Annotated in this window: 13 protein-coding genes; 10 read left to right on the plus strand and 3 right to left on the minus strand. The window is 50.2% G+C overall.

Annotation, left to right across the window (positions count from 1 at the left end; genetic code table 11):
- Positions 1-19: 19 nt before the first annotated feature.
- From H70357_RS16090 to H70357_RS16115, 6 genes are all read left to right on the plus strand, one after another.
- Entirely contained in the window at positions 20-1111 is a 1092-nt protein-coding gene (locus H70357_RS16090) for a GerAB/ArcD/ProY family transporter (RefSeq protein WP_038591413.1), read from the plus strand.
- A gap of 94 nt (positions 1112-1205) precedes the next feature.
- Positions 1206-2183, plus strand: coding sequence for an AAA family ATPase (locus H70357_RS16095; protein ID WP_038591416.1), 978 nt, complete (start codon positions 1206-1208; stop codon positions 2181-2183).
- A 3-nt stretch (positions 2184-2186) separates the two neighbouring features.
- Positions 2187-3275 carry a DUF58 domain-containing protein gene (locus H70357_RS16100; RefSeq protein ID WP_038591419.1) on the plus strand — a complete coding sequence of 363 codons (1089 nt, stop codon included), beginning with the start codon at positions 2187-2189 and terminating at the stop codon, positions 3273-3275.
- Positions 3276-3295: 20 nt separating this feature from the next.
- Positions 3296-4597: a hypothetical protein gene (locus H70357_RS16105; RefSeq protein WP_038591422.1), complete on the plus strand. Its 1302-nt coding sequence runs from the start codon at positions 3296-3298 to the stop codon at positions 4595-4597.
- Between the two features lie 105 nt (positions 4598-4702).
- A complete protein-coding gene (locus H70357_RS16110) occupies positions 4703-5110 on the plus strand; it encodes a MerR family transcriptional regulator (protein ID WP_052092060.1) in 408 nt (135 codons plus the stop codon).
- Positions 5111-5198: 88 nt separating this feature from the next.
- Positions 5199-6176, plus strand: a complete 978-nt coding sequence (locus H70357_RS16115) for an alpha/beta hydrolase (RefSeq protein ID WP_052092061.1) — start codon at positions 5199-5201, stop codon at positions 6174-6176.
- Here the strand turns inward: H70357_RS16115 and H70357_RS16120 are convergent.
- From H70357_RS16120 to H70357_RS16130, 3 genes are all read right to left on the minus strand, one after another.
- Positions 6151-6477, minus strand: a complete 327-nt coding sequence (locus H70357_RS16120; RefSeq protein WP_038591425.1) for an AzlD domain-containing protein — start codon at positions 6475-6477, stop codon at positions 6151-6153. The two genes, H70357_RS16115 and H70357_RS16120, sit on opposite strands and share 26 nt — an antisense overlap.
- The gene (locus H70357_RS16125; protein WP_038591428.1) at positions 6468-7205 is read right to left on the minus strand and encodes an AzlC family ABC transporter permease; all 738 of its coding nucleotides are present in this window, start codon (positions 7203-7205) and stop codon (positions 6468-6470) included. Before H70357_RS16125 ends, H70357_RS16120 begins: the two co-directional genes overlap by 10 nt.
- A 284-nt stretch (positions 7206-7489) precedes the next feature.
- Positions 7490-9544, minus strand: coding sequence for a beta-galactosidase (locus H70357_RS16130; RefSeq protein WP_038591431.1), 2055 nt, complete (start codon positions 9542-9544; stop codon positions 7490-7492).
- 147 nt (positions 9545-9691) lie between these two features.
- Between H70357_RS16130 and H70357_RS16135 the strand changes: the two genes are divergently transcribed.
- The 4 genes from H70357_RS16135 (at position 9692) to H70357_RS16150 (ending at position 15424) form a co-directional block, all read left to right on the plus strand.
- Positions 9692-10525, plus strand: coding sequence for a helix-turn-helix transcriptional regulator (locus H70357_RS16135; protein ID WP_038591434.1), 834 nt, complete (start codon positions 9692-9694; stop codon positions 10523-10525).
- Between the two features lie 185 nt (positions 10526-10710).
- Positions 10711-13308, plus strand: coding sequence for a hypothetical protein (locus H70357_RS16140; protein WP_052092062.1), 2598 nt, complete (start codon positions 10711-10713; stop codon positions 13306-13308).
- 23 nt (positions 13309-13331) lie between these two features.
- Positions 13332-14045 (plus strand): ABC transporter ATP-binding protein, encoded by a 714-nt coding sequence (locus tag H70357_RS16145; protein WP_038591437.1) that lies wholly within the window; start codon positions 13332-13334, stop codon positions 14043-14045.
- Entirely contained in the window at positions 14042-15424 is a 1383-nt protein-coding gene (locus H70357_RS16150; RefSeq protein WP_052092063.1) for an ABC transporter permease, read from the plus strand. The genes H70357_RS16145 and H70357_RS16150 overlap by 4 nt, the downstream gene beginning before the upstream one ends.
- The last annotated feature ends 10 nt before the right edge of the window (positions 15425-15434 follow it).

Consider the following 15434-nt stretch of genomic DNA (forward strand, 5'->3'; position numbering starts at 1 on the left):
GAATACTCAAGGAGACGTTATGACTACATCCAAATGGCAGATGTTCCGTTTCACCGTTGTCTACCTCGCTTCACAAAGCTCTATGTTTCTGATACCCGGTTTACTCACAACTTCAGGCTATCAGGGCTGGATAGCGATCATTGCAGGCTGTGCACTGGGGATGATTCCGCTTTTTTTTACTATTCAGGTGGGCAAGATAAAGCCTGGAGAGGCGTGGGTCGATTTTGGCAAGGAGATTATGGGGAAGTGGCTGCATGGGGGAATGGTTTTTCTTCTACTGATCTGGTGTGTTTATTTTGTCTCCTTTGATATTGAGAATTTTGTATTGTTTTTTGGTGCTAATTATTTGCGCGAGACGCCACCGCTGTTTATTCAGATTGTTATTGGGCTGGTGATTATGTATACGGCTCACCTGGGCTTTTCGACGATAGTCTATATGACTGACGGGTTATTTCTGATTTTTCTCTTCTCCACTGCGCTCAGTTATTATATATTTATCCCAAATGCCGACTACTCAATGCTCCCTGCCCTGCTCCATTACCATGATCCCGGGATTGCTTTCAAGGATTCAATCACGACAATGTCCTGGTTTGGGGGATGGACGGTGTTTTTGTTCGTTGCCCCGGATCTCAAAATCGACAACAAAATGCAGAAACGGCTGATTGTTGCGGGGATTAGCGTAATGCTGACCGTACTGGCTGCATGGCTGATAACCATCTTGAATTTTGGTCCACATTTCGGCAAGGAACTGCAGTTTCCTTATTTGCAATTGATCCAGAGTTCCTCACATGATGATCTACTGGGTAATTCGGACCCGATTCTCATCGGATTATGGTCTGCTTCAATGTTTATACACAGCGCTTTTTTGATATATGTAGCGCACAAATGTGCTTTGTACTTGACCAAACAGAAAGCAAAAAAAGTGATGATCCCTTTCCTGACGATCGGTTCGATCACAATTGCCTATCTGTATTCGCTCAATCTCACTCAATACAATAAGAATTACAATGCCTTTGGCACTGTGATTATTTGGCTGATTGTGGAGTGCATCCCCGTGTATTACTTCATTATTGCTTTCATCCGCTCCAAGATAAGTACGGCGTCCAAATAGCCGCAGGAGACTTATCTATTATAAATTGGAGGCGCTTTCTGGTATGATTAGGAATTAATACATACCACTAAAGCGATGGGATGGTGCCTGATTTATGAATCTTCAAGAAGCAACTCAATTAATAGAATCGATAAGAGTCAATCTGGCTAAAGTTATTGTCGGCAAAGAGGAAGGTGTGAACCTTCTGCTGACAGCCCTGCTCGCCAATGGACATGTGCTGCTGGAGGATGTTCCCGGCACAGGTAAAACACTGCTCGCCAAAACACTGGCCCGCTCGCTGGACTGCACGTTCAAGCGGATTCAGTTCACTCCGGACTTATTGCCCTCTGACTTAAGCGGAATTAATTACTATAATCAGAAGACCGGTGAGTTTCAATTCCGTCCGGGCCCGGTATTCGCCAGCATTCTCTTGGCCGATGAGATCAACCGGGCCACGCCGCGGACCCAGTCCAGCCTGCTGGAATGCATGGAGGAGCGGCAGATTACGATCGATGGTGTGACCCATGAGCTGGAAGCGCCGTTCCTCGTCATTGCAACACAGAATCCGGTTGACAGTCAGGGAACTTTCCCGCTGCCTGAAGCGCAGCTTGACCGATTTCTGATGCGGATAATGACCGGCTATCCAACCTTTGAGCAAGGGGTTGATATTCTACAGCGGTTCCGCCAGAACAATCCGCTTGATCAGACGACTGCGGTAGCAACCGCCCGGCAGATTCAAGAGATTCAGCAGCTTACGGCTGCAGTGAATGTCAGCGACGATTTGCTGGCTTATATGATTAGGATCGTCGAAGCAACCCGCACTGCACCGGGGATCAAGCTGGGAGCCAGTCCGCGGGCAGGCTTCGCCTTGCTGCGTGCTTCCCAGGCGTATGCATTGATTCAAAGCAGGAATTATGTGATTCCGGATGATATCAAGGCAGTGGCAGTTCCCGTCCTTGCCCACCGGCTGGTGCTGCAGCGCGGCCCGGGATCCCGGGAGGGGCAAGCCGTAGAGCTGGTACTCCAGAAGCTGCGCGAAGTGGAGGTTCCGGCAGAGCCGATCCCGGCTACAAGCGGCGGAAGGGTGGAGTAAGAGATGGCACTGCCCTGGTTCATCCTCAGCACGCTCCTGCTGCTGCTGTTGATTTCTGCTGTCTATCAGCGACATGCGCTGAAGAAAGTCAGCTACACCCGCTATTTCTCGGCCAAAACCGCCTATGAAGGAGAGCATGTGGAGATGGTTGAGGAGATAGCGAACAATAAGCTGCTCCCATTGCCCTGGCTGCGGCTGGAGTCCAGCATAGCCCGGGGTCTGGAGTTCGGCAGCCAGGAGAATCTAGGTGTCAGCAGCGGGGAGATTTATCAGAACCACGTAAGTATGTTTTTTCTGAGGTCTTACCGGCATATCAAACGTCGCCATCAGGTCCGTTGTCAGCAAAGAGGCTTGTTCAAGCTGGAAAGCGTCACGATGACCACTGGAGACCTCTTTGGCATGAGCCGGAACAGCAAGGCGTTCTCCTTACAATTGGAACTGCTGGTTTATCCGGAGATTATAGACCTTTATGAGCTACCGCTGCCGATACACAGCTGGCTGGGAGAACTGCCGGTCAAAAGATGGATTATTGAAGATCCTTTTCTGACGGCCGGAACCCGAGAGTACAGTCCAGGGGATTCGCTTGCGTCTATTAACTGGAAGGCAACGGCCAGAACCGGGCATATGCAGGTGCATCAAAAAGATTACACCGCCGATTCGCGGCTGTTCCTCTGTCTGAATGTTGAGATCAGTGACTCCATGTGGAGAACCGTTACAGATAAGGAACGGATTGAGCTGGGAATACGTTATGCAGCGACGATAGCAGAGTATGCAGTAGGGCACGGGATCGACACCGGGCTGCTTAGTAACGGGAGAATGGACGGTGGAGGTGAGCGGGAGCCGGTGACTGCAGACCCGATGGGCCAACTGGAGGATGTTCTGGGGCTCTTGGCCAGGCTGAACCTGGACAGGACGCTGCCCATGTCAAGACTACTGGAGTTAGTGGCTGAAGAAGGGCATAAAGATAATGATTATCTGATTATTACCTGTCACCGAGGCCCAGAGCTTGAGCTGGCAGCTGAGCAGTTAAGACTGCTGGGAAATGGTGTGGAATGGCTCGACATTCCGGATGAGGGGAGAGAGTCTGCATGAACACTGCTAGAGGTCCCCGAATGAAAGCGTCATTGACTTTATGGTTGGCCTGTCTCATAGAATGGCTTCTATTTCTTCCGGTATGGGTTCTGCTTCAAAGCTACCAGCAGTCCGGGCAGGCTATCCTGCCATGGATGTACATTCTGCCTCTCCTGGCGCTGGCCGGGGTGCTGTTGCGGCATTTATGCAACCGGAAGTGGAAGCAGCTGCTTTCCGCTCTGCTACTGGGGGTGGCGTCAGGATTTTTATTCGGTGAGTTGTCCATTTTTGCACTTCCTTTTATCGCTTGCAGCGTGTTGTTTGCTTATCTGGGGATGACTGCCGCTTCCCGGAATAACCGGAATGGAATGTACATTGCCGGAATTGCCGTTTATTTTACAGCTACAATCATCAATACCCGGATTCCTGTACTTGAGTCCAACCTGTCCTTGTTAACCTGGTGTGGAAGTCTGTGTCTGGTATTAGTACTGTTGGATACGAATACCAGCTTTCTTCGCTACAGCTCTTTTGCCGGTGAATCCGCGCGCCTGCCTGCAGGGATAAGACGACATAACCGGATGTTTGTCCTGCTGTTTATTGTCGTGGCCGGCTTGCTTGCGGCAGGCGGGGGCAAAGCTGTAGGCATGCTTCTATGGAATACAGTCCGGATGTTTATGAACTGGATCATCGCGTTGTTTAACGGAACAGAGGAACCGATTCAGCCTGAAGCTGCTCCTCCGGCGCAGCCACTAGAGCTGCCTCCGGCCGAGACTCATGAACCGGGTTTGCTGGCAATGATCTTCGAAGTCTTGTTTTATGCCATTGGAGCGGCGGCAATTCTTGTTTTGCTTTATTATGTCTTGCGTTGGCTTTACAGAAATACAGGCGGAGTGCTGCGCAGAGCACTGGATGCCCTGCTGTCCATGCTGCGGAGAGAAACGCCGCAGGAGCATAATGCCTTTCAGGATGAAGAAGAGAGCATCTTCGCCTGGGGAAAGACTGTGCAAGGCATTCGGGATTACTGGAGCAGCCGGTTGAAGCTGCGCAGACACAGTGACCGCTGGGAAGGAATGAATGGAGGCCGTGAGCGGGTACGCTGGATGTATCGCCATTGGCTTAACAGCAATCGGAACGAAGGATATGAAGTGAAAGGATTTCTTACTCCACAAGAGACGGGAGCGGATGTGGAGGAATGGACTGGCGGGAAGAACCGCCGCCATAATGGAGACAGCAATACCCCGGCAGTTCCTGAAGGTTTGCTTAGGCTTTACAATCAGGCGAGATACGGAGAGGAGGAGCCGCAGGCAGCAGAAGTCTCAGCTTTGAAGGACCGGCTGAAATAATTCTCATAGATAGATTCCAAACATTCTCTGTAGTCACGGCCAATCCCAAAATAGAAGAATTATAAGTTCAATCTATATAGTTGGATACGAAGAGGAGTGGAGAGGATGGCCCGGTATTTGCGCGGGGAGCTGGCAAAAGAGGCAAACGTGAATATTGAAACACTTAGATATTATGAGAAGCACGGGCTGCTTCCGGCACCACAGCGGACGGCATCCGGTTACCGGCAATATACGCATGAGACATTGAATCGAATCGTCTTTATCCAGAATGCCAAGTCTTGCGGGTTTACGCTGAGGGAGATCAAGAAGGCACTGGTGAGGTCGGCAGACGGAAGTATCGGGATCGCTGATTTTATCGCAGTTATTGAGCAGAAAGTCATCAGCATTGACCTCGAAATATCAAAGCGGGAAAAGACGAAGGCGCTGTTAGGCGATCTGAAGAGCAACCTCGAATCTGCCGAGAGACATCCGGGGGTGCAGGAAACCTTGCATATTCTTAAGATGGAGCCATAAAGAACCCGGAATACAGATTGCCTCTTGACTGTGTACCATACTACAGGGTTTACAATCCAGACAAAACCTTGTAGGAGGAATGAACAGGATGCAGACACCGATCGAACAGCTTCAAGCCATGAAAAGTTTCTTAAAACAAACAGGCGGCAATTTGGGAAAGCCGGCAGAGCAAATTCGTTCTGAAATGGCCGAAGCCGCCAAGCAATTGCCGGCGCTTCCGGGTGATGTACAGGTGAAGCCGGTAACGACCCGGCAGTTGACTGGTGAATGGGTCATCGCTAATTGCATTGAAGCGGAAGGAAGAAAACGAGCAATCCTATATTTTCACGGGGGAGGGTTTATCTCCGGGAACTGTGAGATCTATCGTGATCTGGCGGCAAGACTATCTTCAGCCTGCAGTGTTCCTGTACTTACAGTGGAATATAGGCTTGCCCCGGAGCACCGTTATCCGGCCGCAAATGAAGATTGCCTCAATGCATACCGCTGGATGCTGGCGGAGGGATATTCGCCGGATGACATTATCCTTGGCGGCGATTCGGTAGGGGCCACTCTGGCCTTGATGACAATGATCAGTGTGCGGGATGCAGGGGAGAAGATGCCAGCAGGGGCGTTTCTGCTCTCGCCGCATAGTGATCTCGTACATTTGGACGGATATTCTTATGATAGCCTGGCTGATTCAGATCCAACGGGGAGCCGGGAGGGCAATCAGAGAATTCTGGAGGATTACTTAGGCGGTTCTTCCGGGGAGAAGCCTGCGATTCTCTCTCCATTACGGCTCTATCTGCACGGTTTGCCCCATCTGTATATTCAGGTTGGCGATCAAGAAGTGCTGCTCAGTGATGCGGAACGTTTGGCCGATCGTGCACGTGCTGATGGAGTAGAGGTTACGCTGGAAGTATGGGAGAACATGTGGAGTGTGTTTCAATTCATGGCCGCACTGCTGCCCGAAGCGCAGCAGGCGATCATGAACATCGGCAGCTATACAGGGGGAATCTGGGGGAAAACAGCTAACTTGCCTGATGACAGCAATCACGGGGGAGTTACATTAACAAGCGCAGAAGCATGAGTGAGAGAACCCCGGTAAGCACGGTTCCCAGCAAACTGCGCGTCTTTATGGCCACCCAGAAGGTGGGCAAGGCGGCGATCAGTTCCACATTGGAAGACAGTGAAGTGAATTTGCCTTCCTCAATGAACAGCTCCTGGGCGACGAGCGCCGACATAATCGCAATGGGTACATAACTCAACCAGCGCATCCCCCATTCGGGAATGGAGATCCGGCTTAGCAGCATCATCGGAAGTACCCGCGGAATGAACGTAACCAATGCGGCTCCGAAGATAATCAAGAAGATATCCAGTCTTATTTCCATTTTTGCATCACCATCCCTATCGTAGGTGCAATTAGAGCTGCAGCGATCACGCCGAAATTAGGCGACCACAGGATGGAGACACCGACCGTAACCACTACGGCAATAGCTCCAACTATAAGATCCAGTGCATATTTGTTCCTGCTCAGTATGGTCAGCACCAGTAGTCCTATGAACATAGCCGGAAGCGCGAAGTCCAGTCCCCACTGCTCCGGGCTTGAGATCCATTGTCCCAGAACAGCACCTGCGAGGTTCGCGAACAACCAATTCAGGTAGGCGGTGATATTGAGTCCATGCATCCATTTCTCGCTGATGTGTTTTTTTCTCGCACTCTCCTGAATGGCGACGCCAAAGGTTTCGTCGGTTAAGAGTGCGCCTATCAGCAGGTTTCTCATGGGTGTGAGGTGGCGGAAATAAGGGGACAACGCAGCACTTAACAGCAGGTGGCGCAGATTCACAAGCAGGATCGTAATGATGATGCTGGCCCCCGTGCTTCCTGCGGCTATCATTCCCGCCGCGATGAATTGGGCGGAGCCGGCATAGAGAATGATGGAAATCATAGCTATTTCAGCGATGGAAAGACCGGCCGTTTTCTCGACAACCCCGGCGGCAAAGCCGATACTTAAATACCCGAGCAAAGTGGGGATACAATCCTTAACTCCCTGCAGGAAGCTGTCCTCCTTGCCCTGCGCGTCAAGTGTTTCTGACGCCTGTACAGGCTCCAGCTTCATGGTTGCTCCTCCTTTTTATCAATGGAATCATCAAGATGAAATGAAATCAGATTATATTAATATCTAATAATTAACGGTGGTTTGCAAGGATATTGTTCCTGAAAAACCCGAAAATGAACCTGCCGGTGCTCTGTATGAGGCATTGTGAAACAAGAAAGTCAGCGAAGAAGTGACTGATGGAGATCATCCATCTGCTTCAAGTAATGTAATCTGTGCACTAACTTCACGAAAAAGTCCCGCTGCAGATAGTTCTGCAGCGGGACTTTCAAATTGTATTTATCCTATTATTTGAGCACCAGCACACCGAATCCTTCCATACTGTAGGTTCCCGAAATGCTTTCTCCTGTCAGCAAATCTGTTCTCTGTTCTTTGAGTGAGATCACTGCAGGCTCTTCGCTGTAGTTCAGCAGGAAGGTGAGGCTGGCGGATTCGCCTTGACGGATTTGCAGCTCGACCTCACTTGGCAGCTCGAGCCAATGTTCAGCCGGTGAACGTAGATTTAGAGCACCAATGATTCTTGTCGCAGCTTCTTCATTGAATACAGCTCCGTAATACCACACCTCGCCTTTACCACGGAGATTTCGGGTAACGGCCGGTTTTCCTTTATAATAATCGGAAGCGTAGGTCGCCATGACTTCCACGCTGTCTTCTTCCACGTGAAGGATATCGTTAAAAGCGTCGGCTCCCGTCAGTGCTTCCGGTTCTTCAGTCCAACTGATAAAGGTGGGACGCCGTGTACCTTTAACTACAGTGAATTCTTCCACTGTTACCCCGCAGAGCTGTCTTGCCGCCCCGGGGAAAGGCCGCATATAGCAATGTCCACGCTTATCCTTGTAGCCGGTCCGGCAGCCGAAGATCAGTTTCCCGCCTTGCTGCACATATTCATCCAACAATGCCGCTATTTCATCTGTCATGATGGCCGGATGCGGGTAGACCAGCACTTGATAACGGGCCAGTTCCTCTACGGTTGTAGTGCGGCCCAAGTAGATAATGTCACTGGGAATGTGCTGCCGCTGCAGCGCTTTGAACCATTCCTTGTTGCTCTGCCACATGAAAGGGCCGTGCCAGACATCATATTCACCGTCCCATTCATTGTCATAATCCCGCAGAATGGCTACTGTGGCCTCAGCGCGTGTCCCGATGATCTCTTGGCCGGATGCCGCCAGCTCCTCGCCGATCCGCGCCGCTTCCCGGACTCTCCGGTTGGGCTGGTTATGGTAATCATTGAGGCCATGCCAATAGATCTCATTGCCCATGGTTGCCGTTCTCCAGCGGAAATACAGCACCATATCTGCGCCATGGGCGATAGACTGGTACGTCCAAAGCCGCATCTGCCCCGGTTTAGGTGAGGGCATGTCCATACGGTTCACCCAGCCGCCTGGTCCGGATTGCTGTTCCATGATGCAGAAGTTGGGACTGATGGAACGCACAACACTGAGGGACAGGCTCCAGCTCCGGTCACCCAGCGGATTTCGTTCAGCAGGATCAGTATGAATGCTGGAGAACTGGGGGTATGAATCATAGCTGAAAAAGTCCAGCAGCTCATCACTCATTTGATGACTGTCCAAATGGCCGAATAACCCGTTTGTCGTAACCCATTGATCCGGCGCCGCAGCACGGATAATGTCGGCCTGATTCTTGGCAAACGAAATCGTATTATCAGAGATAAACCGCTTCTCGTCCAGCGCCTGATGCGGATTAGGCTGTCTCGGGACCGGGGTAGGACGCGGTAAAAAGACCTGAGACCAGTTAGTGTAGCTCTGATTCCAGAAGACTGCACCCCATGCCTCATTCAGTTTCTCCAAGGAGCCGTATTTATCTTGCAGCCACTTCCGGAAAGACTTGTGGTCACTTTCGGAATAGAATTCACTGATCTCGCAGTTCAGCTCGTTGTCGATCTGCCAGCCGGTTACTCCGGGGTGGTTGCCATAATGTGCAGCAAGCTGAGCGGCAATCCTGGCGCATAACTCGCGGTATTTGGGGCTGCTGTAATTGTAATGCCGGCGCATGCCATGCTGAAGAGTAACACCTTCATAAGTCACATTAAGCACTTCCGGGTATCGTTCGGTAAGCCAGGCAGGAGGCGTAGCCGTCGGTGTACCCAACACCACCTTGAGTCCATGGCGGTAGGCCAGATCAATGGCGCGGTCGAACAGTTCAAACTGATAGACACCTTCTTCAGGTTCAAAAATAGACCAGGCGAATTCACCCATACGGACAATCGTGAAGCCTGTTTCCACCATCCGGCGGTAATCATCTTCCCACATCTCTTCCGGCCAATGCTCGGGGTAATAGCATACGCCCAGCTCGAACCGATCTGCTGCAACTGGTTTCTTCATAGGTTCCTCCAAGTGTAAAAATATGCTTTGAACATTATATAAATCTATTGTATTATCAGGTACATAAAAACTGATATAACATAATATTGCTATTATATGACTATATTGCGTGCTTGCTTTCCAAGTATAGAATAGAGGGAGGACGAAATGAAAAAGCAATGGGTCTTGCCCGCCCCGGCTTACGCCCACTATGTATGCTATCCGGAATTTCTCGGGCATTACAATCATTTTCCGCAGCATGCGGAGCGGAGAAGCGAGGGAGTACTGAACAGCTACAATCTCCATCTGGTATTTGAGGGGACGGGTTATGTTTTTCAGGAGGGAGAACGGATTCCCATGGGAAGGGGAAGCGGCTTTCTGTTCCCTAGAGGGGCATATCAGCAATATGGCTCTGATCCCCGCAGACCCTGGGAGGTGCGCTGGGTTCACTTCAATACAGCCATTTCCTTGCCGCTACTGGAGGAAGCAGATCAGTCGCGCGGTTATTTCTTTACATTCGATCCGGATGCCGGGCTGGAGTCTATCTTTGATGAGCTGTTCGAGCTTAGCGCAGTCCATGAAACCCGGAGTGAACCTCGTTTCTCGGCTTTACTTTATGAAATTCTGGTTACACTGTTGCAAAATTCCGAGCCGCTTCATGGATCGGTGCCCCTGGAGATCCGACATTCCATTAGGCGTACAGCCGACATGATTCATAAGGATTGCCAGCGTCCCTGGACACTGGAGAGCATGTCTAGGCTTGCGGGTTACAGCAGCTATCACTTTTTGCGGCTCTTCCGGTCCATCATGGGGAAGACACCGAACCGTTATTTGAGTGACTGCCGTCTGGCCAGGGCCAAGCTGCTGCTGGTCTCTTCCGATTTGTCTGTTGCGCAGATTGCAGATCAGACCGGGTTTCATCAATCCAGCTACTTCATTAAAGTGTTCAAACTGGCAGAAGGTATGCCTCCGAGCCAGTACCGCCGTACTTTCGGCTCTTAGTGACGCAGACGATTAGGGTTTATTAACGGTCACCGTTCTGAAAACAGCGCATGTTGCGCTGTTTTTTTGAAACATTGGCACAAAAAGGTTACAAATTCGCATCATAGAGTTACAACTTGGTTACATTTACCTTCCAGCCAACAACTATAATAATTCTAGTTAATAGACTTGGGAGGGGAAAGAAAGTGAGAAAGCATAAAAATACATACGTTGCTCTGCTCTTAAGCACCATCGTTCTTGGTCAAGTGGCCGGAGGGATAGCTGCTCCTTCTTCGGAAGCAGCAGGCACAACACCAGCAGCAGCAACAACAGCAACCGTCAAAATCAATCCGATTCAATTAGGCCAAGGAGTCACTGCCGCATTGGAGGATGTTAATATTTGGCCGCAAACCGGTGGCAATATTCTGGCCTATACGCTTAAGCTCTCTAACAACGGCAGTTCTAGTGCCAATCTGGTGCATTATTTTCCGCGTGTAGTCACTCCGGGAGGTTCAGCCATTCCCGCCAATCCAGTAACTGCTGATGCGCTTAAGAAAAAGGTCGGAGCCAAGGACAGCCTGCGCGTGACCTACTATGTGAATGTCGGTCAAACGACTTCGCTGCAGGGAATTAAGATTGCCATGTACGTATGGGACGCCAAAGCCAAGGGGTATCTAAAGAATGCGGGTTCTCTGGCGATTCCGGCGGGCTATTCCACAGCCGCTGAACGCGGCAAGATCCTGAGCACCACCATGAATGACATTCCAGTTACAGCAAGTGCGGATTCCCTGCAGCTCTACAAGTTTAGCGGTAAAGTGTACGCCAAGGTAGGACTGAGCATTACCAATAAGGGCAGTAAAGTTCTGAATGAAGCCGGATACACTCCATATCTCCAAACGGCAAGCGGCACCTCTTTCGAGCTGACGGTGAACAGCGCACAGGCAGGTTACAAGATTCAGCCGCAGGAGAAAAAGAGCATTTACTATTTGGCGGAAATTCCCGCAGCCCTGAATACCAACAACATGAAGCTGCAGTTTACACAAAAGGATGAGACCCTGAAGCTTGAGCTTCCCAAAATGTCTTTCAAGCTTCCAGTTGCGTCTACTCCTAATTTTGTTGTGAATCCAGGTGCTGTCAAAAAAGTCGGTATTAACAGCAATACAGTGGAAATGCAGCTGGTGAATGCTTCGGTTTATTCAGAAGACGCCCATGGAGTATGGTCCTTTCAGTTACGTCTGAAGAATGCCGGCAACAAGGCGGTGACCCTGCCAAACTACGAGCTTGCCGTGAAGTCGATCAAAGGGACAGCTTTCCCGGTGAACGCCAAGGCACTCAGCGGGCTCACGCTAAAACCGTTGGAAACCAAGGTTGTTCCGCTTACAGTGCAGGTACCCCTTGAGGTCGAGCAAGCCGGGCTGCAACTGCAGATGATTGAAGCTGTCAGTGCCACAGAAACGGCCGGCCCAACCACTGGCCCAACCACTGGCGAAACTGCTGGTACACCTGGAACGGTAACGGCGGCGTCTCCCAAACTGATTTTTCCGGTAGCCTACTTTACCATTCCTTATGCGCTTCGTGCTGATGTACAGAAGGGGGAGGTCTATAATCGGACGAATCAATTTGGCTCCTTCTCATACAACCTGACGTCTTTACAACGGTATCCTTGGAAAGATGATGATATCGTCATGGCCAAGCTGAACATCACCAACACCCAGTCCGTAACCCTTACTCTTCCCGAACTTACGGGAGCGATTAAGCTGGGTACTAATGATTTAGCGGCGACCACGGATCTTCTGATCGATAAAGAGGCCGCAACGCTGGCTCCGGGCAAGTCCGCCGAGATCGTAGTGATGTCTAAAGTTCCGTATACCGAGGAATTTGAAAATGTACGAATTAATTTATTCAGCACGGTGAACACCGAGAAGGTGCCGTTCCTGGATCTCAGCATGAGTAATTCACTGAATGCAATAGATAATATTGACCGCGGCGGCACCTACAAAATCAGCGGCAAAGGTAAAAATGCCAATGTTCAGGAGAGCCGGACGACGGTTTATGAGGGGATCAATTCCAAAATTGTGTACACGGAACTGCTCATAAGCAGTCAGGAGAAAAGACAAAGCAAGATGACGCGTCTGCAGGCGTATTACAGAACGAAGGACGGGCAGTTTTTTGATGCAAAACCTAATCAACCCGACAATGCTGCAACACCTGGCGGTATGCAGTTGGTTTCGTTCTGGGCGAAGCTGCCGAAGACGGCAAGTGCCGAAGACATCTCACTGGTATTAGGTTCCGGGGTGACCGGAAACAAGTTAAGTGAAAGCGGACAAGAGGCTACCGGCTTTATTAATGCAAGTGCCCTACTGCTCACACCTAAAACCACAGCACCGGCGGGTAATTTAACGAAGATCACATTCTTCCCCTATAATTTGTCGGTCATCAACTCAGAAGGCAGACTATTGGAACTAAACGACACTATCAACATCGTAATGACTTATGATCTGACCCGGGACAACAGTATCGACAGTGGCGATTTGGAGCATAAGCTTGTGCTTAGAATGACTGATCCCTATGGCGTATCACAGGATAAAGTGCTGACAATTGGCACGGATCTGACAGAAGGAAATAGCAATACCTTCTCGATGTCCTTCAGTAAAAATCTGTACACGAAGCTCAAGGGCGGCACTTACAAATTAACTTTGTTTGATGAATTCCAAGGCGAGCGGCAGGAGCTTGGGGGCCAGGTTTTCAACCTGTTCATCGACCGCCAGCTGATAACTAATACCAAAGATACCAACGCTAAATGACAATGGAAGAAGGAGCAGCTTCTATGTTGCGAGTAGAAAATATCAAGCACTCTTTTAAGACCGGCAACGAATGGACCCCCGTGCTTCACGATATCAGCTTCAATGTAAAGCAGGGTGAAATGGTTGCCCTGCTGGGCAGTTCCGGCTCCGGGAAATCTACAATGCTAAACCTGATGGCCGGCCTGATGAAGCCGACTGAAGGCCATATTTACATTGCGGATCACGATATTGTTAAGATGGGAGAAAACAAGCTTTCCGTGTTTCGCCGCAAGCATATCGGATTTATCTTTCAGGCCTATGAGCTGATCACCAGTCTTACCGTGCGCGAGAATGTGGAGCTGCCGCTTGTGTTCCAGTCCGTCTCGCCATCCATCCGTAAGCAAAAGGCGCTTGCGCTGCTGGAGCAGGTCGGCATTCCGGACAAAGCTGATTTATTTCCTTCCCAGCTGTCTGGTGGCCAGCAGCAGCGGGTAAGTATTGCCCGCTCGCTGATTACGGAGCCATCGGTCATCTTCGCGGATGAGCCGACAGGGAACCTGGACTCCAAGACTGAGGATGAAATCATCGACATCCTGCTCAAGCTCAACCGGACGATGAACACTACTTTTATTGTTGTCACGCATGAACATGAGGTAGCAGAGCAAATGCAGCGCATCTTTTCCCTGCGGGACGGTTATTTAATTACCGAAGAGCAAAAGGCGGCAGAAGCGGAACCTCAAGAGGAGGAGACGCAGTGAAGATCAGAGATATAACCCGTATGGCCTGGGATCAGGTCAAACGGCGCAAGGTGGTTACCGGACTGTGTATGACCGGACTTTCCATCGGTTGTGCAGCAATCATTGTTGCGCTTAGTGTTGGACAATCCGCACAGAACTATATGACCGATGAGGTCAATCGCAGTTTTAAAATGGATGAAATTATGGTCTCTCCAGGCGGCGGTATCCCCTCGCGTGGCGGCGGCGACAGCAGTAAGGCTCCTGCCGAAACAAACGAGAACCTGAATCCAGGTAAGCTGACGGAGCAGAAGCTTGAGATTATCCGCGGTCTGGATCATGTAGTCGCAGCCGCGCCGTTTCAAGATGTCGGCTACCTGCAGATTGTCACGGTCGACAACAAAATAGGCGATGCCAGAGTCATTGCAACAGACTTAGAGATGCTGAATAAGTACGGCCATACCTACAAACAGGGAGGGGGCTCAAATCTCCCGGGTATGACTGTGCTGAATTATGGGGCAACACTCGGCCTGATTGACAATGAAACCCGTACGAAGCTTTATGAGCGTCTTTCTGCAGATCCTTTTAACCAGGAATTAAATGCTCAATACACCAGTATGACCCTGCTCCCTTCAGAAATGTATAGGCAGCAGCTACAGATACAGGCGCAGGACTATAGCAGCGCGTCAAGAGCCATCAAGCTCAGCTCACCGCTGCAAGTAGGGGGCATCCTGGCTAATCCGACGGGGACTAGCGATGAACGTGCTTCCTATGACAAGATTATGTATATCTCTCAGGATACTGCGGTTCAACTCGGGAAAGAGCTTGCTTTTGACAATATGTCGGTCATTAATGTGCCTGAGGAAGGCAGCTACAACTCAGTGACGGTTAAGGTGGACGACGTTGACAACATTAAGCAGGTAGAACAAATGATTCAGAAGCTGTCTTTAACGACCAGCAACAATCTGTATCAGATGGATATGCTTAAAGAGCAATTTGATACAATCAAAATGGCAGCGCTTGGAATAGGTGTTTTTATTCTAGTCATTGCTTCCATTTCCATTATTGTTGCCATGACCATGTCCACCCATCAACGTAGACGGCAGATTGGGATTATGAAGGTGCTGGGCGCGAATATGGGGCAAATCCGCAATATGTTCATTACGGAAGCGGCACTACTGGGGCTTTTGGGCGGATTATTGGGCGTTCTCTTTTCCTACCTGATTGTAAATGGTCTCAACAAGCTTGTGGGTACAGCTGGTGATGGTATACATTTCTTTATTCCGGAAACGAACCTTCCCATCGGGCTTGTATTTGCGATTATGACAGGTGTGCTGTCGGGGATCTATCCGGCGATCAGCGCTTCAAGAACAGATGCGCTTACTGCTATTAAGCGGGACTAGCTATTTTTAA

Source organism: Paenibacillus sp. FSL H7-0357, assembly GCF_000758525.1.
Lineage (GTDB): Bacteria > Bacillota > Bacilli > Paenibacillales > Paenibacillaceae > Paenibacillus_AQ.